Origin of the sequence: Novosphingobium naphthalenivorans NBRC 102051 (genome assembly GCF_001590985.1) — a bacterium.
GTDB classification, from domain to species: Bacteria; Pseudomonadota; Alphaproteobacteria; order Sphingomonadales; family Sphingomonadaceae; genus Novosphingobium; species Novosphingobium naphthalenivorans.
On the sequence record NZ_BCTX01000012.1, the window covers coordinates 49297 to 71294 of the forward strand.

19 protein-coding genes are annotated in these 21998 nt (G+C 61.0%); 14 read left to right on the forward strand and 5 right to left on the reverse strand.

What is annotated here, in order from left to right; all coding sequences use genetic code 11:
* Positions 1-9 precede the first annotated feature (9 nt).
* Genes NN5_RS06080 through NN5_RS06095 form a run of 4 tightly spaced genes read left to right on the forward strand, consistent with a single transcriptional unit; the run spans position 10 to position 6499 of the window.
* A complete protein-coding gene (locus NN5_RS06080) occupies positions 10-2412 on the forward strand; it encodes a heavy metal translocating P-type ATPase (protein ID WP_245656271.1) in 2403 nt (800 codons plus the stop codon).
* 13 nt (positions 2413-2425) lie between these two features.
* Entirely contained in the window at positions 2426-4258 is a 1833-nt protein-coding gene (locus tag NN5_RS06085; protein WP_232512424.1) for a DUF3141 domain-containing protein, read from the forward strand.
* The gene (locus tag NN5_RS06090) at positions 4251-5492 is read left to right on the forward strand and encodes an acetate/propionate family kinase (protein WP_013833456.1); all 1242 of its coding nucleotides are present in this window, start codon (positions 4251-4253) and stop codon (positions 5490-5492) included. The genes NN5_RS06085 and NN5_RS06090 overlap by 8 nt, the downstream gene beginning before the upstream one ends.
* A complete protein-coding gene (locus NN5_RS06095; protein ID WP_013833455.1) occupies positions 5489-6499 on the forward strand; it encodes a bifunctional enoyl-CoA hydratase/phosphate acetyltransferase in 1011 nt (336 codons plus the stop codon). The genes NN5_RS06090 and NN5_RS06095 overlap by 4 nt, the downstream gene beginning before the upstream one ends.
* Here NN5_RS06095 and NN5_RS26590 read toward each other — a convergent pair.
* Positions 6451-6927 carry a hypothetical protein gene (locus NN5_RS26590; RefSeq protein ID WP_217998608.1) on the reverse strand — a complete coding sequence of 159 codons (477 nt, stop codon included), beginning with the start codon at positions 6925-6927 and terminating at the stop codon, positions 6451-6453. The genes NN5_RS06095 and NN5_RS26590 overlap by 49 nt on opposite strands.
* 79 nt (positions 6928-7006) lie before the next feature.
* On the opposite strand from NN5_RS26590, the gene NN5_RS06100 reads away from it, so the two are divergent.
* The 6 genes from NN5_RS06100 to cls all read left to right on the forward strand — a co-directional run bounded on the left by NN5_RS06100 (position 7007) and on the right by cls (position 12904).
* Entirely contained in the window at positions 7007-7945 is a 939-nt protein-coding gene (locus NN5_RS06100) for a DMT family transporter (RefSeq protein ID WP_013833453.1), read from the forward strand.
* Between the two features lie 261 nt (positions 7946-8206).
* Positions 8207-8500: a DUF2933 domain-containing protein gene (locus NN5_RS27170; RefSeq protein WP_051010065.1), complete on the forward strand. Its 294-nt coding sequence runs from the start codon at positions 8207-8209 to the stop codon at positions 8498-8500.
* A gap of 15 nt (positions 8501-8515) precedes the next feature.
* Complete coding sequence (locus NN5_RS06110; protein WP_013833452.1) at positions 8516-9184, forward strand: methyltransferase family protein; 669 nt, start codon at positions 8516-8518, stop codon at positions 9182-9184.
* Positions 9185-9287: 103 nt separating this feature from the next.
* Positions 9288-10058: a polyphosphate kinase 2 gene (gene ppk2, locus NN5_RS06115; RefSeq protein ID WP_148275001.1), complete on the forward strand. Its 771-nt coding sequence runs from the start codon at positions 9288-9290 to the stop codon at positions 10056-10058.
* A gap of 228 nt (positions 10059-10286) precedes the next feature.
* Positions 10287-11003, forward strand: a complete 717-nt coding sequence (locus NN5_RS06120; RefSeq protein ID WP_013833450.1) for a DUF6629 family protein — start codon at positions 10287-10289, stop codon at positions 11001-11003.
* Positions 11004-11437: 434 nt separating this feature from the next.
* Entirely contained in the window at positions 11438-12904 is a 1467-nt protein-coding gene (gene cls / locus NN5_RS06125; RefSeq protein ID WP_013833449.1) for a cardiolipin synthase, read from the forward strand.
* Positions 12905-12949: 45 nt separating this feature from the next.
* On the opposite strand, the gene NN5_RS06130 is transcribed toward cls, so the two are convergent.
* The 3 genes from NN5_RS06130 to NN5_RS06140 form a co-directional block, all read right to left on the reverse strand.
* Entirely contained in the window at positions 12950-13525 is a 576-nt protein-coding gene (locus NN5_RS06130; RefSeq protein WP_245656275.1) for a lysophospholipid acyltransferase family protein, read from the reverse strand.
* A gap of 381 nt (positions 13526-13906) precedes the next feature.
* On the reverse strand, positions 13907-16345 hold the full coding sequence (gene ppsA, locus NN5_RS06135) for a phosphoenolpyruvate synthase (RefSeq protein WP_013833447.1): 2439 nt from the start codon (positions 16343-16345) through the stop codon (positions 13907-13909).
* A gap of 80 nt (positions 16346-16425) precedes the next feature.
* Positions 16426-16797: a hypothetical protein gene (locus tag NN5_RS06140; RefSeq protein ID WP_041558963.1), complete on the reverse strand. Its 372-nt coding sequence runs from the start codon at positions 16795-16797 to the stop codon at positions 16426-16428.
* Between the two features lie 189 nt (positions 16798-16986).
* On the opposite strand from NN5_RS06140, the gene NN5_RS06145 reads away from it, so the two are divergent.
* The 4 genes from NN5_RS06145 (at position 16987) to NN5_RS06160 (ending at position 21343) form a co-directional block, all read left to right on the forward strand.
* Positions 16987-17625, forward strand: coding sequence for an RNA polymerase sigma factor (locus NN5_RS06145; RefSeq protein WP_013833445.1), 639 nt, complete (start codon positions 16987-16989; stop codon positions 17623-17625).
* Positions 17626-17776: 151 nt separating this feature from the next.
* Positions 17777-18982 (forward strand): SAM-dependent methyltransferase, encoded by a 1206-nt coding sequence (locus tag NN5_RS06150; protein WP_013833444.1) that lies wholly within the window; start codon positions 17777-17779, stop codon positions 18980-18982.
* Complete coding sequence (locus NN5_RS06155) at positions 18979-19707, forward strand: lycopene cyclase domain-containing protein (RefSeq protein WP_013833443.1); 729 nt, start codon at positions 18979-18981, stop codon at positions 19705-19707. Before NN5_RS06150 ends, NN5_RS06155 begins: the two co-directional genes overlap by 4 nt.
* A gap of 34 nt (positions 19708-19741) precedes the next feature.
* The gene (locus NN5_RS06160) at positions 19742-21343 is read left to right on the forward strand and encodes an ABC1 kinase family protein (protein WP_051010064.1); all 1602 of its coding nucleotides are present in this window, start codon (positions 19742-19744) and stop codon (positions 21341-21343) included.
* A 131-nt stretch (positions 21344-21474) separates the two neighbouring features.
* Here the strand turns inward: NN5_RS06160 and NN5_RS06165 are convergent, their stop codons facing one another.
* The gene (locus NN5_RS06165) at positions 21475-21924 is read right to left on the reverse strand and encodes an ion channel (protein WP_067733095.1); all 450 of its coding nucleotides are present in this window, start codon (positions 21922-21924) and stop codon (positions 21475-21477) included.
* Between the last annotated feature and the right edge of the window lie 74 nt (positions 21925-21998).

Sequence of the window (21998 nt, forward strand, 5' to 3'; positions counted from 1 at the left end):
TTGCCAACCGTGACACTTGAAGCCCGCGGGCTGTTCCAATGCCTCGACCATCTTGGCGTCGAAAAGCAGCTTTCAAAACGCGCTGGAGTGCTCAGCGCCGAAGCCAGTCCCGCTTCCGAGAGCGTAACGGTCGTCTTTGACGAAACGCTGATAAATGTCGGCGAGTTGCGCGGCATCATCAATGACTGCGGGTTTCACTGCGGCGGCCGTCTCGTCCCCCGGCATGTCTGCGCCCGAGATGCCGTGGTGACTCCAGACGACAACAGCCAGAACCGCGCGGGCTCCGCGTCCGGTCACGTCCATCATGATCAGCCGGGAGCCGTCGCTGCTGCCGCCAAAGGGGGGGCGGCGCACGACGCCATGGCTCATGAAATGGGGCACGGCGCGGGGATGGACATGGCCGCGATGGCGCGCGACATGCGCAACCGGTTCTTCATCAGCCTGATCTTTGGTCTTCCGATCTTCGGCCTGTCTCCAATGGGGATGGACCGCCCCTTGCTGACCCCACCTTTCGGCCTCGATCTCAACATCACCTTGTTCCTGCTTGCAAGCGCGGCGATCCTTTATCCTGTCTGGCCCTTCGTGGTCGCCGCGATCCGAGCGCTGCGCAATGGTGTTCTCAACATGGCGGTGCTCGTGTTGCTGAGCGTGGGCACCGGCTATCTGTTCAGCGTCGGCACCACCTTCTTTTTCGAAGGCCAGCAATTCTACGAGGCCTCGGCGGTTCTGCTCGTTTTCATTCTGCTGGGCCATTGGCTCGAAATGCGGGCACGAGCCGGCGCTTCCCAGGCTATCCGCGCATTGATGGACCTGGCACCGCCGATGGCGACAGTCCTGCGCGACGGGAAGGAGATCGAAGTACCGACCGCCGAGGTGCTCGTAGGCGATGTCGTGCTGATCCGCCCCGGCAACAAGATCCCCGTCGACGGCGAGATTCTCGATGGCAAGTCGGACGTCGATGAATCGATGCTGACGGGAGAATCTATGCCGGTCTCCAAAGGCCCTGGCGATGCGGTCATTGGCGCCACAATCAACCGCAGCGGCAGCTTCCGCTACCGCGCGACCAAAGTGGGGGCGGAGACCGCCCTCGCCCAGATCGTCAAACTCGTCCAGGAAGCACAAAACTCCAAGGCGCCGGCGCAACTGCTCGCGGATCGCGCATCGCAATGGCTGGTGCTCGCCGCGATTGTCATCGGCCTCGCCACATTTGCCGGCTGGTACTGGGCGCTGGGCTCGACCTTGCTGTTCGCATTGACGCTGACAATCACTGTATTCGTGATCGCCTGCCCCGATGCACTCGGTCTTGCCACCCCGATGGCGGTGATGGTCGGCACCGGTCTTGGCGCGATGAACGGCATCTTGTTCAAGAATGCCGGCGCGCTCGAGGACGCGACCAAGCTTGACGTGATCGTCTTCGACAAGACCGGAACGCTCACCATGGGGCAACCCAAGGTTGTCGATGTGGTCGCGGCTGCGGAATATACGCAGGACGAGGTGCTGCGCATGGCGGGAGCGATTGAACGCAACTCGGAACATCCGCTTGCCATCGCGATCCTGGAGCGCGCATCGGGCATCACTTTGCCGGAAGCCCGCAATTTCGCCAACCGCGAGGGCAAGGGCGCGGGTGCCGTAGTCGAAGGTGCTTCGGTGGTTGTCGGGAACCGTCAGGTAATGGAGGATGAAAACATTGCATTGGGCGCACTTGCGGAACCCGCCGAGCGGTTGAAGGGCGCCGGCCGCACGGTTGTCCATGTCGCGCGTGGCGGCGAAATACTGGGCCTGATCGCGATTGCCGACGCACCTCGGCCGACTGCCAAATCCACGGTTGCGGCACTGCGCGAGCGCGGCGTCAAGGTCGCGATGCTCACCGGCGACAATGCGGGCACGGCCAAGCGCATCGCCGCGGAACTCGGTATAGAAATTGTGCTCGCCGATGTCCTGCCGGGGCAGAAGGCCGATAAGGTCAAGGAACTGCAGGCGCAAGGCCAGCGTGTCGGCATGGTCGGAGATGGCGTCAACGATGCGCCCGCCCTGACGCAGGCCGATGTCGGATTCGCCATCGGCGCGGGAACCGATGTCGCCATGGAAAGCGCGGACGTCGTTCTGATGAAGAGCGATCCCTTCGATATCGTCGGCGCAATCACCCTGTCGCGTGCGACTTTGCGCAAGATGCACCAGAATCTCTGGTGGGCGGTCGGTTACAACATCATCGCCTTCCCGCTCGCCGCTGGCGTGCTCTATCCCGTTCTGCTGAGCCCGGAGATTGCTGCACTCGCCATGTCGGGCAGTTCCGCGCTTGTTGCCATCAATGCGCTGATGCTCAAGCGGACCAGACTGACGGGTGTTGGCCGCGGCAGGATACCGGCCAGGAACGCAGCGCAGGACTCGCCAGTTCCGGCGACCGCGATGTGATTCGAATTTCAGCTTGCTCTTCAATCTTTTGCGAAACAGCGAAATTATGGCTTCTTCATCCATTCAAACCAGCGGAACATTACCAACTTCGGCGGCGCCGTCGCGGCAATCAGGAAACCGTCCTCCCCAATCACTGGGCGAAGCGCCAAAACGAATTCCTTCGGACTCCGGGCCCATTCCGGATCTTCCCACGCTCGACGAGTTCGTCGCCTATCAGCGGGATTTCATGGAGCGAACGATCCTGTTCTGGGATACGCTGCGTCAGCGGGCGAACAACATGCTCGAACATGAGCGCGCCGGCTTGCCGCCACTTCTCGATTTCCAATATGAGACGCTGCTTGACGCGCGCCGTTTCGAGCGACCGACCAATTACGCCCTTCTTCGCATCACCGAGATCGGCGGAGATTGCTGGGAGGATTGCGTCGACCCCAACAAACCGCCGATCATCGTCGTCGATCCGCGCGCCGGCCACGGCCCCGGCATCGGCGGATTCAAGCGCGATTCCGAAGTCGGCATGGCCATGCGCGAAGGCCATCCGGTCTATTTCGTGATCTTCTTTCCCGAGCCCGCTCTCGCGCAAACCCTCACCGACGTCCTCCATACGCTGCGGCGTTTCGTCGAAGAAGTCGCACGGCGGCACCCGAACAAAGCGCCGATTACATACGGCAACTGCCAGGCCGGGTGGGCGGTGACGTTATTATCCGCCGACTGCGAAGGCCTGGTTGGCCCTGCGGTCTTGAACGGTTCGCCTCTGTCTTACTGGGCCGGCGAATCCGGCATCAATCCGATGCGCCTGGCGGGCGGCCTACTTGGGGGCGCGTGGCTGACGCATTTCCTCTCGGATCTGGGCAACGGCCGCTTCGATGGGGCGTGGCTTGCCGAGAACTTCGAGAATCTGAAACCGGAAAAGGCTATCTGGGAAAAATATGCGCATCTATTCGCCAATGTCGACAGCGAACGCGAGCGCTTTCTGGAATTTGAACGCTGGTGGAACGGCTTCTACTTTCTCAGTCGCCAAGAAATGCTTGCGATCGTCGAAAATCTGTTCATCGGCAACGCGCTCGAGCAGGGACGGCTGCGCATCTGCGAAGGGGCCTTTGCCGATTTGCGCCGCATCCGAAACCCGCTCGTCATCTTCGCCTCTTATGGCGACAACATCACGCCGCCGCAGCAGGCGCTCGGCTGGATCCCTGCCGTCTATCGCGACACCGAGGACCTGAAGCAAGCGGGACAACGCATCGTCTATCTGACAAATCCTCATGTCGGCCATCTTGGCATTTTTGTTTCGGCGAGCGTCGCGCGTCTCGAGCATCGCGCCATCGTCGAAAGCCTGGAGGAGATCGAAGCTCTGCCGCCGGGGCTTTACGAAATGAAGATCGACAATCCTTCCGGCGATCCGGATTGTCACAAGCCTGATTTCAGTGTCCGTTTCGAACCGCGCGAGGTCGAGGATCTCGATAGGGATTATCCGCGCGAGGCATTCGAACGCGTCAGGCAGATCTCCGAGCAAAACGAGGCGCTGTACCGGACCTTCATGAGCCCGTGGGTGCAGGCACTGGCCAATCCCTGGACCGCCGAGGCGCTCAAGTGGCTCCACCCGATGCGGACGAGCCGCTATCTCCATTCCGAGGCATTCAATCCCTGGATGCGCGGTGCCGCAATGTTGGCGGGTGCGATCTCGCAAAGGCGCAAGCCGCTGTCACCCAACCAGCCGTTGGTTCAGCGGGAAAAAGACGTAATCGGCGCGATCACCCAAGCACTCGAAGACGCGCGGCAAGCCAGGGACAAGACCTGCGAGCAAATCTTTGGCTGGCTGTACGGCTTTGCGGGCAGCAAGCATGCCTAGCAATGGTCGCCCCACGCAGCCCCAACTGCGAGCAGCTGCAGGCGATGCCATTCTGGTCATTAACAGCGGCTCGTCGAGCGTGAAGTTCGCGCTCTTTTCGACCGTAGATCCCCCAGCGCGCCTCTGGTCAGGGGCCATCGACCGCATCGGCCTTGCACATGGCCGTTTTCACGCCGTTGACGTAGCAGGGACGACGGCGTTCGATGAAGCGACACAAGTCGCTGACCACGACATGGCTTTGCATCTGCTTTTCGATGCGATCGACCCGCACACCGCCGGATACGGTTTGGCGGCAGTCGGGCACCGCATTGTCCATGGCGGCGCGGAATGTGATTGCGCCACATTCGTAACGGAGACGCTGGAGGCGCGGTTGCGCGAGTTCGTGCCGCTTGCTCCGCTGCATCAACCGCACAATCTGGCCGGAATCGCCGCAGTCCGCAGCGCTCGCCCAGACCTGTCCCAAATCGCCTGCTTCGATACCGCCTTTCATCATGGCATGCCGCACCTCGCAACCCTGACGGGTTTGCCGCGCGAGTTGCGTGACCAAGGCATCCGCCGTTACGGCTTTCATGGCCTTTCCTACGAATATGTCGTTGATCGGCTGCGCAGCGAGGAGGTCGACGTCGATGGCGAGCGCGTCATCGTTGCCCATCTCGGGAACGGGGCTTCGATGTGTGCGCTGAGGGGCGGCAGAAGCGTCGAGACGACGATGGGTTTCAGCACATTGAGCGGTCTGCCCATGGGGACGCGCTGCGGCGACCTCGACCCGGGCATCATCCTTTACTTGCTGACAGAAATGGACTTGTCCGCAGATCGGCTCCAGCATCTCCTTTACGAGGAATCGGGACTGCTGGGATTGTCCGGTTTCAGCCGCAACATGCAGGAATTGCTGGCACGGCCCACGGACCAGTCCGCTCTCGAGGCCGTGGCGTACTTCTGCTATCAGGCGCGCTTACACTTGGCCGCACTGACCGCCGCCTTGGGCGGCCTCGATCGCCTGGTATTTACCGGCGGAATCGGCGCCAATGCACCCATGGTTCGCGCCGACATTTGCGCGGATCTCGGCTATCTGGGCGTCGCCCTGGATCCCAAGCGCAACACAGATGGTGCACGGGTCATCTCGTCGGCTGCGGGCCACGTCGTCGTTGAAGCATTCGCAACCGACGAAGAACAAATGATAGCGCGGCACATGCGCCGGCTGCTGGCCGTGCAGCCCGCAAGGCAGGTGGCGTGAACTTGGCCCCCCCTGCCCCACATCTGCAGCGCCTCGTCGAACAGGCAACCGGCCTTGGACCCATTCGCGTTGCTGTAGCTGATGCCGCGCAATCGGAAGTTCTGGAAACTATGCGCGAAGCGCAGGGACTCGGCTTGGTCGAGCCGCGTCTAGTTGGCGATCCGGAGGTGATCGCCGCGATCTGCAATGATATCGAATGGACGCCGGCGGCTGATTGGATGGTCCCCGCCGGTTCGGGAACTGCCGCGGCAGCAAAAGCTGTGGAACTCGCCCGCGAGGGCAAGGCCGACGCAGTGATGAAAGGACATATCCACACCGACAGCTTGATGCACGCTATGCTCGACAAGGAACTTGGGTTGCGTGTGCCAGGCGAGCGGGTCAGTCATGTCTTCCTGGTCGACGTCGCAACCCGGTCAAGACTCCTCGGGATTACCGACGCGGCGATCAACATCGCGCCCGACCTCAGCGCCAAGGCCCAGATCCTGCAAAATGCGATCAACCTATTCCAGCTCCTTGGGGTCGAGACGCCAAAGGCTGCCGTCCTCTCGGCGATAGAGACGGTCAACCCCGAAATCGTCTCGACACTCGATGCGGCATGTCTGACGCTCATGGCGCAGCGCGGACAAATTACCGGCGCCCTGGTCGACGGTCCGCTCGCCTTCGACAATGCCATCTCGAGCCAGGCAGCCGCGGACAAGGGGATTGCTTCAGCCGTGGCCGGTGACGCAGACATTCTGCTCGTCCCTGATCTGGTCTCGGGAAACATCCTCGCGAAAAACCTTGAATACCTGGCGGGAGCCACTGCGGCAGGCATCGCAGTCGGCTTGGCGGTGCCGGTGGTGCTGACGTCGCGCGCGGATCCGGTGCCGGCACGGCTGGCCTCGCTCGCCGTGGCGGCGCTGATGCACCATCGCAGGCCACGAGCACCGGTGGCGCCGCACCTCCCCGAGGCAAGTCTTCACTGCGCGCCGCAGCCCGAGCGTGCCTGCCGTCCACTTGCGAGATGATCACGCACCAAGGTCAGCCATTGCTCGCGCGGACCGGAACCGGGACCGGAAACGATCGGCCAGCCCCCGAGTTTCCTGTCCGCGCAACACACGCGCACCCGGCTTTCGTCCGTAATAATGTAAGCGGCCAGGTGATGGTTATCGGCGCGGGTCCGACGGGCCTCGTTTGCGCGATTGCTCTCGCGCGTGCTGGGCGTCGCGCCCTCGTGCGCGCGTGGCATCGCAATGTCGGTATGCGATTTCATGCAGACTTCCGGAGGCTCGAGAATTGGAGCGATGAAGCGGATTTGTCGACCGCAAGAGACGTCATCAGGTTCGAGGTCCGCGCAAGCGATACGGAAAGGAACTGCGGTATTCACAAGGGCGAACGGATGGGTAGGGAGGTCAGAGGCAAGGATTATACAAAAAGCGAAAGCGAGCGCGCGCATCGGAATCGGGAATGGGGCGTTCGGTGTGAGGTACCAGACGGTTCACTGTCGCTCATATTCGCGGAAGGTTGATGATCGGATGGCCTTTTATTGGGGCGCCGTGCGGCGAAGAGTGCACTGTGCTAACAAAATATCTACCGGTTCAATAATCAGGCTGCTTGCCGTGATGCTGCTCTGGGCGGGCTGTTTCCCGCTCATCACTATAGGTCTTGACCTGGCTCCTCACGTCGCCTTTGCAGCAATGCGCGCCGCAATTGCTGGACTGAGCCTCATTCTGCTGGCCATTTTGCTGCGCCGACCCCTGCCCCGCGATTTTCATACCTGGATTTTGATCACCACAGTAGGCTTTGGCTCAACGACCCTTGGGTTTCTGGGCATGTTCCATGCCGCCGAATATGTTACGCCTGGTATTGCGACTGTCATCACCAATACGCAGCCACTTCTAACCGCGCTTCTCGCCCACGGTATCCTGCAAGAGCGGCTTTCCTTGAGTGGCAAGGCCGGCCTCGTGGTGGGCCTTCTTGGCGTCTTTGTCATTGCCTGGCCCGCTGTCGCTTCAGGCGATATGCCCAATTACCGCCTCGGTATTGCCTATGTTGCTCTTGCGGTAACCGGTGTTGCGCTAGGCAATATCGGCATCAAGCGCCTCACAGGCCGAGCCGATGGGCTTATCGCGATGGGATTTCAACTGTCAATCGGTGCAATTCCTCTGGCGCTTCTATCAACTACGACCGAAGATTTGGCTTCATTTTCCTGGTCGCTTGAATTTGCCGCGATTTTACTCACCTTGGCCGTATTGGGCACTTCAGTTGCATTTTGGCTCTGGTTTAGGGCGTTGGAACAGGTTGGCCTCACCAAGGCAAATGCCTTCACCTTTCTGGTACCGATCATCGGCCTCGCTATCGGTACGTCCCTGTTCGGCGAACGGCTCACATGGACACAGGCCGGAGGCGCCATTCTGATTCTCGGCGGCATCCTTCTCGTGCAGCGAGCCAGCCACAGTGCTCCGCATGGTTAGCCGAACTAGGAGAGACTACAATAGAAAAACGACAATATGGTGCGAACCTTGGAATTCTAATGATAATCCTAACGTTCGGCAGGCGTTCCCGACAATCCGGACCAGGAATGAAGCCGGTCTGATCGACGGCGGCGGCCCCACAATTGCTAGCGCGTTGGAAATCTGGACGCGCATACCAAGGGCAACTGTAATGGGGACGTGGATCATGCGTCTTTCCAAACAGCTAAATCATGACCTGATGGCCTGAATGGGGTGCAAGATATGGACTACGAGAGACATGACCGGTCAACGGGCGCGAGGCCCAACAGTTCGACCTGGCGCATCGCGCTCGCCTTTGTCGCCTTCGCCGGAATCGCAGCATTCTTCCTTCTGGCCGAGCACCGGGCGCATATGCTCGGAATTCTTCCGTGGGTGCTACTGCTGCTGGCCTGTCCGCTGTTACATATGTTCATGCATGGTGGCCATGGCGGACATGGCGGGCACGCCCCTCTCGACCATGGAAGGGGTCGGCCCGGCACGGACACGGCAGCCGGTTCCGGCTCCCACCGCCACTGATCCGGAGGCAAGGCCATGCACAGCGAAGCACCCGCATATGGGCTCTGGGGTCTGGCATTCGTGAATGCCGCGATCTTCATCTTTTTCGCATTCAGCTTCTTCAAACCGCAGACAAAGCGCGACTGGCGCTCGTTCAGCGCCTTCAGCGCCTTTCTCGTTGCTCTGTTCGCGGAAATGTATGGCTTCCCGCTGACCATCTATCTGCTCTCGGGGTGGCTCCAGAGCCGCTATCCGGAGGTGAACTGGTTCTCGCATGACGCCGGACACCTCCTCGAAGAACTGTTCGGGTGGCAGGCCAACCCCCATTTCGGGCCGTTTCATATTGCGAGCTTCGTTCTGATCGGAGGCGGCTTCTGGCTTATTTCGAGCGGTTGGGCCCGCCTCTACCGCGCGCAAAAGAACAATCTCCTCGCGACAGAAGGCATTTATTCCTATGTGCGGCATCCGCAATATGACGGGTTCATTCTCATCATGCTCGGGTTCCTGTTCCAATGGCCGACCGTGCTGACCCTCGCGATGTTCCCGGTCCTCACCTTCATGTATGTCCGCTTGGCGCGAAACGAAGAGCGCGAAGCGCTCGCGACTTTCGGCGAAGAGTACCGCGCGTACATGAAGCGGGTTCCCGGATTTATCCCGACATGGTCAAAGCTCTCGTCCACCCATCATTCCAACCCGCCATCCTGAGAGCACGAGTACCCTTGGCGGGGACGATTATTATGGGTCGAATTGTTATCGCGAAGGGCGGACCGAGGAAGTCCGCGCAAAGCCTGAAAGTGAAGAGGCGCAGATGAGCATGAATGAAAAGGAGAAGCACTCCTATGCCGAGCAGCTTCGCGCGCTCCAGGTCGGGCTCAGCGCCCTGCAGCGGCAGATCATCGCCGATGGCCGCAAATTGCTGATCATTTTCGAAGGAAGGGATGCGGCAGGCAAAGACGGGACGATCAAACGAATCGTCAAGCATCTCAGCCCACGCGAAACGCGCGTGGTCGCGCTGGGTCCACCGTCGGACCATGATCGCAGATCCTGGTATTTCCAGCGCTGGACGAGTCATCTCCCGGCTGCAGGAGAGATCGTTCTGTTCAACCGCAGTTGGTATAACCGCGCTGGCGTCGAGCGGGTAATGGGATATTGCACAGACGCCGACTATGAGGAATTCATGGCGACCGTGCCGATGTTCGAGCAGCTTCTTGCCCATTGCGGCATCACATTGGTCAAATATTATCTCGATATCTCGAAGTCGGAGCAGAAAAAGCGCCTTGCGGCAAGACGGAAGGATCCCCTTAAACAGTGGAAGATCAGCCCGGTTGACGATGAAGCCACAAAGCGCTGGAACGCTTACAGCACGGCTCGCAACGAAATGCTTGCGCGCACGCACAGCATCGCCGCACCGTGGACCGTGGTTCGAGCCGACGACAAACATCACACGCGGCTTTCGCTGATCAGCGATTTGCTGAGCCGTCTCGGCGAAGCGTCACACGCCGATCATCGCCTCCCCGATCCGAACGCCGTCTTCCTCTATGACAATGCTGCGCTGGAACAGGGTCTTATTGCACCGTGATGAGGACGATCCCATTAGCTTGGCTCTGTCAGCGCAGCGCGCACGTTCGCCGGCTGGTTCCGACCAGCGGAAGCGTTGTGGCCCGGCAAGAACGAAGCCATGCGTCGTGGCTACCTCAAAATGGTCTCGCCACGAACGCGGTCGACCATCTTCTCCCGGCAATGGCTATCCGTGCCGCAAGGGCTTGCTCCAGGTTGGCCTTCCCGCCCACAGCGAAGCAGGACTGACATGTGCTTCTCAGCCGAAGCCAGCTTCGCCGCCGCTACCGTGCTCCTGCCAGCCGGGCTCGCGAGCAGCTATATCGCATTCCGGACAGATCGCCGTTATCTCGGAATCTGCGCCCTGCCCTTCCTGTTCGGCATCCAGCAGTTGTTCGAGGGCCTGGTCTGGACGTCCGGCTCTGCAAGCGATCCTGCGGCGGTCCAGCGCTTCACGCTTGCGTACATGTTCTTCTCCTGGCTGGCCTGGCCGGTCTGGGTGCCCTCGGCAATCTTCTTTCTCGAGCCGGTCCGCCGCAAACCGCTTTATCTCGGCTTTGCGGTCATGGGCGCGGTCCTAGGCGGAGGGCAATACCTGCCTTATCTTGTGCACGAAGACTGGATGTCCGTGACATTTCTTCCGCATGCGATTTCCTATGGCGGAATCATGCTGTTCGATTTTCTTGTCGCTCGCGAGCTTACCGTCGTCATCTATTTCACCGCGGTCATTTTGCCTCTGCTTCTCGCTTCGCGGCCCGAGGTTCGGATATTTGGACTTTTGGTCGCATTCGTATTTTTGGTGACCAATCTTTTTTTCCGGTTTGCATATATTTCGGTCTTCTGCTTTGGCGGCGCGCTGATGTCCCTGTATCTATTGGCGATGATCTGGTGGAAAGCTCGCGAGCCAGGCACCGATACGGCCGCCCACGAAACCGATGGGCCCGTGGCGGAGAAGTCTGCCGGATAACGTGGCAAGGACACCTGAGAATGCGCTTGTGAAGCCGATTGCCGCTGTGCCTCTCAGCCCGAGTGCCGGCGACGCGGTTTGCGCCGTGGCCGTCATGCTTGGCCGGGAAGGCGCCATTATCGCGGCCAAGCACGGAGACCGGCCTCTCGCGGTTCGACTGGCAATATACCGAAGCGCCGTCAGCACGAAGGAGAGTCTCGTGGTCGCGCCAGCGGTAACGCCGAACCAAGGGAGGCCACTCGACGCTCTCCTTACCTATGGCGTTATCGTCAACGCAGCTGGCGTTCCGTCGCCGAGCAACCAATTGCAACGCTCTGACGATGTCGCGTATCCGTCGAGCTTTCCCGCAGGGCGCCGCTGTCGGCGAAAATCTCGCTCCAGATTGACGAATTGCGTAACATCGACGGAGGGAGATGTGACCAGAGCCGTTTGGCATGGACCCCGATGAAAGGGAACTAACCGTGACAAATCTCGGTGCTATCGACCCTCTCGGCCTTGGCTACATTGCGGTCGAATGGGCAATTCGGATTATAATGCTGGTGGTCGTGCCGTTCCGGCGCTCGCCCGAAGCCGCGCGCGGCTGGCTGCTTCTCGTCTTCTTCCTGCCGATCCCGGCGCTCGTTCTCTATCTGATAATCGGACGCCCCACCTATCCACGGTGGCGGAAGCGGCGGTTCGAGGCTGCCCAAGATCTCCTCGCCAGAGCCTCGCGCGAAATCAAACATTCGCAACATTGCTGTCGGCCAGACCTACCGGAACGCTTCTTGCCAGCCGCGCTTCTGATCGAACGGCTTGGCCAGTTCCCGACGCTCGGCAGCAATAGCGTTGAATTTCTATCGGACTATGACGGCATGGTCGACCGACTGGTCGCCGACATCGAGAACGCCGCCGACCATGTTCACATCCTGATGTATATGTTTGCCGACGATCTCACCGGCGGGCGAGTAGTCGATGCGCTGCTGCGGGCGGCTGAACGCGGCGTCGCATGCCGGGTATTGATCGACGCTCTGGGCTCGCGTCCCTGGGCGCGCCGCCTGAGACGGCGCCTCGCATCGGGCGGCGTCGAGATTGAACGCGCACTTCCCGTCACCTTCTTCCAGCGGCGCTCAACGCGGGTCGACCTGCGCAATCACCGCAAGATCGTCATCATCGACGGGCGCTGCGGCTACATCGGCTCTCAGAATCTGATAGCGGCGGAGTTCTCTCCGGGTCTCGTCAACAGGGAACTTGTAGCGCGAACCAGCGGGCCGGTTGTACTCGAATTCCAGGCGGTGTTTGTCGCCGACTGGTTCCTCGAGACAGGGCGCGTACTGGACAGTCCAGCGCTCTTCCCCCATCACCATCCACGCGCCGGAGCCGTTGCCCAACTGTTACCCAGCGGTCCCGATTACCCCATATCCGGTGCAGAACGGCTGATCGTCGCGCTCGTCCATGGCGCTCGTCACCGCATCACGATCACCACACCCTATTTCATTCCCGACGAGGCCTTGTTGAAGGCGCTGCAAACAGCAGTCCTGCGCGGCGTCGAGGTAAAACTTATATTATCGCGTGTTGCCGATCACCCCTTGGTCGGTCTTGCGCAGCGTTCCTATTATGACGAACTGCTGCGGGCCGGAGTCGCCATTCACCTATTCCATGATGGCTTTCTCCATGCCAAGCACCTCACCATCGACGACGAAATCGCCGTTATCGGTTCAAGCAACATCGATATACGTTCCTTCCTGTTGAACGGTGAAGCCAGCTTGATCATCTACGATAGGACCGCGACTGCGGGCCTTCAGGCGGAACAGGCACTCAATATCGCGAGAGGCGAGCGCTTGGCACCGGAGCAATGGAGTCAGCGTCCGTTGCTCGCGAAGACTGTCGAGAATGTCGCCCGTTTGCTCAGTCCGCTTCTCTAAATCGGCGGACCGCTCCCAGCGAAGAGAGAATAACATGCATCGACCCTATTCGACCAGCGATGCAGCCGCATGCACCGCCTGCATCTGCTGCTCGCCGTGGCGAGCGAAATCGGCCAGGCTCAACCCGGCCGGGATGAGGGAAAGATAGGTCACCGTAATCGTGCCCCGCCGTTTGCGACGAGAAGCGACACCCCAGAACTTCCCCGAATCGACGACGACAGGCAAAGCCGGCGCGCCCAACCTCTTGTAGAGCAGATCGACGCCGCGCTTGAATTGGATCGGTTCACTCGGACATCTGCGCGTTCCTTCCGGAAAGATCAGCACCGATCGCCCGTCGGCGAGCGCGGCAGTGCCCTCCTCTATCATCGTCCGAAGCGCCGCCGCACCGTCGGAACGGTCTATGATAATCATCGGCGACCGGCGCAGGAACCAACCCAGCACCGGGATTCGCAGCAGCTCTCGTTTCGCGATAATCGCGACATCGGGAAACAGCACGAGCGCCGCCAGCGTCTCCCAGGTCGACTGATGGTTGCAGATGATGAGGCAGGGTTCATGCGGAATGTGGCCGCGCCCTTGTTCGACATAGTTGAGCCCGACGATCCAGGCGAGTTCGACAAGCACGCCCCGCGCCCAGATCCGCGTGAGCTTGCGGACAAGCCGTGGCGGCGAGCCGGCAAGCCACAAGAGCGGAATCACCGGCGCGAACAGCGCTGTCCATAGCGCCCACGCGAAATCGAAAATCCGGGACCGCAACGCCTCCACAGCATGGTTCGCACCGTCGCTCCACCGGCTGTATTGCTTGCCGGGAATCCTGCGCGGTCGAGCTCGTGTGCGATTCACGTCGATATACCTTCATCGTCCGCGTGGTGGACGCTTGCTCCCCAGGGCGCCGAGGTCTGTGGGATTCGTGCAGAGAGCGATCCGACACTGCTGCACGATCCAGAACGCCAAGCCGTTGGGCAGCGCAGGGTGAGTTCGCCCGCAGAGGGTCATGGCCTCATTCTATTGCGCGGTTTCAGTGCTGCGGGTCGCAGTGTCGGTTCGGCTTCCGGACGCGAGTGCTCGCTCGACCTCGGCGACATGGCGGATCGTCGCCACGAAGCTGTCCGGATTGAGCGAGATTGAATCGATACCCTCCTGCACGAGAAAAGCCGCGAACTCGGGATAGTTGCTGGGAGCCTGTCCGCAGATGCCGACCTTGATTCCGGCATCATGGGCCTTGACGATGGCCTCGTCGATCAAGCGGGTGACTGCTTCACTTCGTTCATCGAACAACGGTGCAAGATCGCCCGAGTCGCGGTCGACGCCAAGCGTCAACTGGGTCAGATCGTTGCTGCCGATCGAAAACCCGTCGAAACGCGTCGCGAACTGCTCGGCAAGGATGACGTTCGACGGGATCTCGCACATCATGTAGACTTCGAGGTCGGCGCCGCCCCGAGCGAGCCCATTTTCCGCCATCACTTCCAGCACACGATCCGCCTCTGCAGGTGTCCGGCAGAAAGGCACCATGACGATGACATTGCGAAAGCCGATGTCCTCGCGAACACGTTTCAGCGCGCGACATTCAAGCGCAAAGCCTTCGCGATAGCGTTCATCATAATAGCGCGAGGCGCCCCGGAACCCGAGCATCGGATTTTCTTCGCTCGGCTCGAAGGCGGCTCCGCCCAGGAGATGGGCATACTCATTCGTCTTGAAGTCGCTCAACCGCACGATCACGGGATATGGGTGGTAAACCGCGGCGATCTTGGCGATGCCAAGTGCGAGCGTCTCGATGAAGAATTCGGCCGGATTGGCAAACCCCGAGGTCAGCGCGCGAATCTGGCGCAGCTCGGAAGCGTCGGTGACGCGCTCGGGGTGCAGCAAGGCCATCGGATGCGCCTTGATCGCATTGCTGACGATGAACTCCATACGGGCTAGCCCGACGCCCTTTGCCGGCAGACGCCACCAGCGCAATGCGGCCGCCGGACTTGCAAGGTTCACCATGATCGCGGTGCGAGTATCGGGTATTGCGGCAAGATCAATATCTTCGGCATCGAAGGCGAGCGCGCCCTCGTAAACGTGGCCACGATCGCCTTCCGCGCAGGACAAGGTTATCGCCTGGCCTTCGCTCAGCACATCGGTGCCGTTACCGGTGCCAACGATCGCCGGCACACCGAGTTCGCGGCTGACGATCGCCGCGTGGCTCGTCGTACCGCCATGATCGGTGACAATGCCCGCAGCGCGCTTCATGACCGGCACCCAGTCGGGATCGGTCATCTCCGTCACGAGGATCGCACCGTCCCTGAAACGGTCGATATCGGCAGGGCTGCGAATGATGCATACCGCACCGGTCGCGATCGCCTCACCGATCGCCGAGCCGGTGAGCAACGTCTTGCCCTTCTCTTTCAGGCGATAGGATCTCAACCTGGCGGTGTGGCGGCTGGACTGCACCGTCTCGGGACGCGCCTGGACAATGAACAATTCGTCCGTCTCGCCGTCCTTGGCCCATTCCATGTCCATTGGCCGGCCATAATGGTCTTCGATGAGCATGGCCCAACGCGCCAGCTGGAGCACTTCTTCATCGTCGAGTACAAAGGACTCGCGCTCGCGCCTTGTCGTATCGCGAAGCACGGTGCGCGCGCTGCCGCCCCGTGCATAGACAAGCTTGCGTTCCTTTTCGCCCAATGTGCGCTCGATGATCGGGCGTACTCGCGGCTCATCGAGCAGCGGCTTGAAGACCAGATATTTGTCGGGATTCACGCTTCCCTGAACGACGGTCTCACCCAGCCCCCAGGCGGCGCTGACCACGACTGTTCTCGGGAAGCCCGTCTCCGTGTCGATCGAGAACATGACACCGGATCCGGCGAGGTCGGAACGGACCATGCGCTGCACGCCGATCGACAGAGCGACCTTCAAATGATCGAAGTTCTTCGCCTCACGGTAGCTGATCGCGCGATCGGTAAACAGCGATGCAAAGCAGCGGCGGCAGGCATCGAGGAGTTCGCGTTCGCCGCGAACATTGAGGAATGTCTCCTGCTGGCCGGCGAAGCTGGCATCCGGCAGGTCTTCGGCCGTCGCGCTGCTGCGCACAGCCACGCCCAGCTCATCGACGCCTGCGGCGCGTGAGAGACCCTGATAGGCCTCGCGAATCGCCTCGGCCATCGCTGTCGGAAACTCGCCTTCAAGGAACAGGCGACGAATCGTCTCGCCTGTTTGATGCAGTGGCGCCCTTCCCGCCTGGAAGGCGGCAATCTGCGCTCGCAAAGACGATTCGATACCGTTGGCATCGATATAATCGCGAAAGGCGCACGCGGTCGTGGCAAACCCGTCGGGGACAGCAAGGCCTGCGCTGCGCATGGTCCGCACCATGTTCGAAAGTGACGCGTTCTTGCCGCCGACCGTGGCGACATCGCCAGCAGCCGGGTCATCAAAGCCGAGAATATAGACTGGCTCCGCGTTCATGATCGTCTCCTTGCCAGTATCAAATTACCGCAATCGTGACGCCGCTCTCCAAGCCAGCGTCGCGACGCTACGAGGCCGTGTCAGGGCCGCCGCAACTCGACTATATCGTGGCGCTTGATCGCTCCCGACGTCACGGTGGCATTTGCAAAATGCTGGTCGATGATCTGCTGTATCCGCACTGTGCCGACCTCGGTCCGCAGAAAGCTCGGTGGCCCTTTGGGGCCATGCGGATGCTCGGATACGCGATAGACTGTCAGTTCCTGACCGGGCTCGGCACCGTCGGCGCTACCGATGCAGACGACAAGGTCGTTGCCCGAGGCGCGCACAACCGTCCCGCGCATGAAGACGCTGTGGCCGATACCTGGCGTATGAGTCTGTGCCGACTGGGCGTAGGCGCCCACCGGGACGAGGGTAACGGCCATGGCCGTGAGGATGGTGGGTAGAAATTTCATCGAAGACCTCTTTGCGTCGGGAATTTTGCCGCGTGGCGAGCGGATCCCGATGCCCCTCGCCCGCCGCCGGTAAAATGCCGGCCTGCGTTCGTTAGGACGATGGCTCACGCCAATCATTACAGCGAACAGCTTCTCCCATTTGTGCGTAATGTTCGGCGCACTCTGCCGTCTAGGAGATGGAGGATCTTCATGGCTGATGAACGGGAAAAAGACGCACGACACAAAGCAGCAGAGCCGTCGGAAATGGTCGCGGCGGTCAGAAGGGCGCTGGTGGAGAGTCACCGCGATCTCCTCAAATTCCTGCGCCGTCGCCTCTACAGTAATGACGAGGCTGAGGAAGTGTTGCAGCGCTTCATCCTGAAAGCGCTGGAACGCTCGGGCGATCTGCGCGATGTGCGCACGGTTCGCGGCTGGCTCGGACGGGTGCTTGCGACGACGCTTGTCGACCATCAGCGCGCAGCGGCAACGCGCCGGGGGCGCGAGCATGGCGTGGATCCCGTTGAACTCGCCAATATGGCCGAAGCGCTGATCGAACCCGACAAGGAGATCGACGACGCGGTCTGTCAATGCCTCTATAAGCTGCTGCCGACACTCAAGGCGGAATATGCCGCTGTCATCTGGCGTGTCGATTTGCTCGGTGAGCCCCGGGACAGGGTTGCCGTTAGTCTCGGGATCACGCTCAACAATGTCACGGTCCGGCTACATCGCGCGCGCCAGGCGCTCAAACAGCGGCTCGAACAGATGTGCCACACCTGTGTCATTCACGGGTTCCTGGATTGCCAGTGCAGCGATGCCGAACGAATGCGCCAGCTGCGCGAAGCTCCCTGACGATCTGCGGCGAATGTGTAAGGAATCCTCTCGCCCGGCGTCTGTGACTAGGCTTCGTCTTGGCCGATAAGGATGACCACTGATGCAGAACTTCGTTTCGTCACCGGGAACTGCGCGTTCCTTGCCGTTGCTTTCACGGTTGCTACGCTCCATGATCCAAACGGGGCAGTTGACCGTCATCGATCATCGGGGAAGATCGCATGAATTCCTCGGTCATCGTCCCGGTCCCAAAGTGACAGTGCGCCTGCACGACCCGAAGCTGCCTCTGCGCCTCGCGCTCAATCCTTCGCTCGCGTTCGGAGAGGCCTATATGGAGGGAACGCTGACGCTGGAGCGTGGCTCGCTGCACGACCTCCTCCAACTGGCGATCGACGGGCTGGAGGCGTTCGATCGCCATCCGATCCAGCGCCTGCGGGCGCGGACCGGTCGCAATCGGAGTCCGCGCAACCATCGCCACCGCGCACGCGCCAACGTCGCGCATCACTATGATCTCTCGGGCGCGCTCTATGATCTGTTTCTCGATTCCGATCGCCAATATTCCTGCGCCTATTTCCCTACCGGGGACGAGACGCTCGAGGAAGCACAGGCGGCCAAGAAACGGCATCTGGCCGCAAAGCTACTGCTCGAGCCCGGATGCGAGGTGCTCGATATCGGTTCGGGCTGGGGCGGGCTCGCGCTTGAGCTTGCGCAGGCGGCGAAGGCGAATGTAACGGGCGTCACGCTCTCGACCGAACAGCTCGCGGCTGCACGCGCGCGCGCCGAGGCGGCGGGCCTCTCCCGCCAGGTCCGGTTCGAACTCCGGGATTATCGTGAGGAGATGGGTCTTTACGACCGGGTCGTCTCAGTCGGAATGTTCGAACATGTCGGGCCGCCGGATTATTCCACCTTCTTCAAATCGGTGGCACGCACACTCAAACCGGATGGCGTTGCGCTCATCCACTCGATCGGGCGCATGGAGCCGCCCGGAGGCGCCGATCCCTGGATCAGCAAATATATCTTCCCCGGCGGGTACATCCCGGCATTATCGGAGGTGGTGGCAGCCGTTGAAAAGTCGGGTTTGTGGATCACTGATATCGAGATCCTGCGGGTGCATTATGCCGATACGCTGAAGCACTGGCACGAACGGTTCCAGGCGCGGCGCGCCGAAGCGGCTGAACTCTATGACGAACGTTTCTGCCGTATGTGGGAATTTTATCTTGCGGCCTGCGAAATGCTTTTCCGCCACGGGCCGCTGATGGTGTTCCAGCTGCAACTGGCCCATCGCCGGGACGCGGTCCCCCTGACCCGCGACTACATCACCGATTACGATCGCAGCGAACCGGTAGACGCGCCGTTGCAATTCCGGCAACGCGCGTGACCGGCTATCACTACATCTGGTTATTTTGGGCACTGGCCTTCCTCCTGGCATTTATCGTCATTTACGGCTCATTTCGTGAGCACAGGACGCTGATGCTGCGGGCTGCGCTCGGTACCGCGCCCTTCGGTTTGAGCGAGCCGCTGTTCGTGCCGGCTTATTGGTCCCCGCCGAGCCTCTTCGACCTCGCGCAAAGGACCGGCTTTGATCTGGAGAGCATCATCTTTTCATTCAGCATCGGCGGGATCGGCGCCGTGCTCTATAATCTGGCGGCACGGCGGGTCACACGCCCGGTTCCGCCGCATGGCCCGCACCGGTTCCATCGCCTCGCGCTGGCGGCGCCGGTTCTGGTCTTCCTGCCGCTGCTCACGCTGGGGTGGAATCCGATCTACCCGGCCGTGATCGCCATGGCGTCCGGGGCTGGAGCCGCTGTTCTGTGCCGCCCGGATCTTGGCGCCAAGACGCTCTATGGCGGTCTGCTTTTCCTCGCCTTCTACGCAATCTTCATGATTGGCCTTCGGTTCAGCGCACCGGGCTACATCGAACATGTCTGGAATTTGCCGGCACTTTCGGGGCTGATGTCTGGCGGAATACCGCTCGAGGAATTGATGTTCGGCGGCGCATTCGGTCTCTACTGGGCGAGTGTCTATGAGCACCTGACCTGGACGCGACCTTTGCCCCGAGCAAAGCATGGATTTGCGCGCACCGATTTGAAGGGGCGCGTTTAGGCGGCCATGGTGGCGAACGAAGAGGCGGGCACCGATGATGCTAGCTGCGAGGTTCTTGCGCATCGGTGGAGCGGTGTTCGGTCTCCTGATCGTTGCAGTTTACGAACGACTCCGAGGCGGCACGGACAACCGTTCGACGCTGCCTGATCGGCTGCGCGCGACCCTTGAGCGCCTGGGCCCGACCTTTATCAAGGTCGGCCAGGGGCTCAGCCTGCGCCGCGACCTTTTGCCCGACCGGTACATTGCAGCGCTGAGCAAGCTTCAGGCGGACGCCAGGCCATTCCCGCAGGCTGCCGCCAGGCATGAGATCGAGACTGGCCTCCGCAAGCCAATCCACGACCTGTTCAGTTCATTTGACGAGACCCCGCTCGCCGCCGCATCGATCGCGCAGGTGCACCGTGCCCAAATGCCGGACGGCCGCGAAGCGATCATCAAGGTGCGACGCCCGCGGATCAGGTCGCAGATCGATCGTGACATGCGCGCGCTGATAGGGCTGCTGCGCCTGCTGTGCACCCTGTCCTCCAGAATCGCGCGCTTCGAGCCAGTGCGCCTGGCGCATGAGATCTGGACAAATCTGCGCCGGGAGACCGACTTCCGGCTCGAAGCACGAGCCGTTCGCCGTTTTGCCGATGCATTTGCGGATTGGGAAACGGTCCACGTCCCCGAAGTTATCGATGACCTCATCTCCGAAACCGTGCTTGTCCAGGAATTCTCCTCAGGCCGCCTGCTCTCCGATGCAGCCCTGGCCGGCTCTGGGCCTCGCTACGCCGCCAACCTCGTAGAAATCTATCTGCACCAGATCTTCGTATTGGGTTTCTTCCATGGCGATCCCCATCCCGGGAACCTCTTCTTCATGGACGCTGGAACAATCTGCTTTCATGATTTCGGACTGACCGGCCAGCTCGACCATGCGACGCGGCGGCGGCTGGCGCTGTTCGTTCGAGCCTTTGTTCATCAGGATGCCGACTGGATGCTTGATGCGGCAGTCGAACTCGGACTGCTACGGATCTCCGGTGAACGGCAGGCAATCGTCCACGGCTTAGAGGAGTTCCTGACCGAATACGCGTCGCTTCCGATGCGGCAATGGTCGATGGCGGACCTGTTCCTTCGTATTTCGCGGCTGGGTAACAGGGAGTCGGTACTGTTGCCCCATTATCTGATTGTCCTCATGCGAGCCCTGTTTCTTGTCGAGCATGCATTGCATACGCTCGACCCGGCGATGAACGTTCTCGATACCCTCATTGAAAGGGGCAACGCTGCAATCATGGCCCTGGCCGAGGGTCCGTCACATGCAGCGCTTTCGCGACTGAGATTTGAGGCTGGCCTTGCGGTTTATGACCTGCCAGGCGCCGCTGCAGCGTGGCTTTCCGAGGCCCGGCGGGAGGGGTTTCATCCCGCGCTTCAGATTCATCTGCCGCAGATCGAGCGCACCGAAGCCGGTCTGGAACGCACGGGCAACCGGCTTGCGCTGGCTCTCGTAACCCTCGGACTATACATTGCCTCGTCGCTGCTCATGCAGCATAGCATCGGCCCGCGCATCCTGGGCATGCCCCTGCTCGCTCTGGTCGGCTATTTCCTCGCGCTATGGTATACGCTGCGCCTCTCGCGCGCGATTGCCCGATCCGGGCGCCTGTGACGGCTTCGCCTCGAGAGCCTCCGCATTTTGTCCCGTGGCGGCTGTCGGCTCTCCAGTGTGAGGAAAGGTGTTGGTGGCGCGAAAATTATTCTGTTCTGTGAGGGCGTTCCGAAATTCGGACCCTCCTCCCTCTACGGACCCTTTTCAATGATCCGCTCTTCCTCCTCCTCGCGCACATCGCTGACAAATTCGATCAGGAACGCCGTACTGAGGCCGAACATGATCAGGCCGTTGGCGGCGACAACCGCAGACAGGAGCCGGACATCCTCAGCAAGAACGACGTCTCCAAAACCCAATGTCGTGAGTGACACGGTGGCGAAATAGAGCGCCGGCTCAAGCGAGCCGAAAGCGCCGAGCCACAGGAACAGACCGGCCCACAACCATGCCGCGAAGGTCAGTGCGGCCAGCATCCAGATCGTTGCGGCCGCGAGCATCAGCATGCTTGCCAGCCGGCTACTCCGAACGCGCGGGGGCACGAGGCGGTCTGATGCGGCGAAGGCCGCGGCAACAAAGCCCGCCTGCGCGATCATCGTCACCGCCACCACCAGTGCGCCGAGCAGCAGTTGCGCGGCAATACTCATGTTTGCCCCGCTTTGACTTCGATCGAAACAACGCCGCAATAGCACCTCGGCGAGGCCGAGATCGTGAGTGGCGG

Bases quoted from the DNA above. Each gene is read 5' to 3' on its own strand.
- NN5_RS27170 (WP_051010065.1), top strand. From the start codon at position 8,207: ATGGACTACGAGAGACATGACCGGTCAACGGGCGCGAGGCCCAACAGT.
- NN5_RS06150 (WP_013833444.1), top strand. From the start codon at position 17,777: ATGATCCAAACGGGGCAGTTGACCGTCATCGATCATCGGGGAAGATCG.
- NN5_RS06100 (WP_013833453.1), top strand. From the start codon at position 7,007: ATGGCCTTTTATTGGGGCGCCGTGCGGCGAAGAGTGCACTGTGCTAAC.
- NN5_RS06165 (WP_067733095.1), bottom strand. From the start codon at position 21,924: ATGAGTATTGCCGCGCAACTGCTGCTCGGCGCACTGGTGGTGGCGGTG.
- ppsA (WP_013833447.1), bottom strand. From the start codon at position 16,345: ATGAACGCGGAGCCAGTCTATATTCTCGGCTTTGATGACCCGGCTGCT.
- NN5_RS06145 (WP_013833445.1), top strand. From the start codon at position 16,987: ATGGCTGATGAACGGGAAAAAGACGCACGACACAAAGCAGCAGAGCCG.
- NN5_RS06140 (WP_041558963.1), bottom strand. From the start codon at position 16,797: ATGAAATTTCTACCCACCATCCTCACGGCCATGGCCGTTACCCTCGTC.
- NN5_RS06090 (WP_013833456.1), top strand. From the start codon at position 4,251: ATGCCTAGCAATGGTCGCCCCACGCAGCCCCAACTGCGAGCAGCTGCA.
- NN5_RS26590 (WP_217998608.1), bottom strand. From the start codon at position 6,927: ATGCGCGCGCTCGCTTTCGCTTTTTGTATAATCCTTGCCTCTGACCTC.
- NN5_RS06110 (WP_013833452.1), top strand. From the start codon at position 8,516: ATGCACAGCGAAGCACCCGCATATGGGCTCTGGGGTCTGGCATTCGTG.
- NN5_RS06160 (WP_051010064.1), top strand. From the start codon at position 19,742: ATGATGCTAGCTGCGAGGTTCTTGCGCATCGGTGGAGCGGTGTTCGGT.
- NN5_RS06120 (WP_013833450.1), top strand. From the start codon at position 10,287: ATGTGCTTCTCAGCCGAAGCCAGCTTCGCCGCCGCTACCGTGCTCCTG.
- cls (WP_013833449.1), top strand. From the start codon at position 11,438: ATGGACCCCGATGAAAGGGAACTAACCGTGACAAATCTCGGTGCTATC.
- ppk2 (WP_148275001.1), top strand. From the start codon at position 9,288: ATGAGCATGAATGAAAAGGAGAAGCACTCCTATGCCGAGCAGCTTCGC.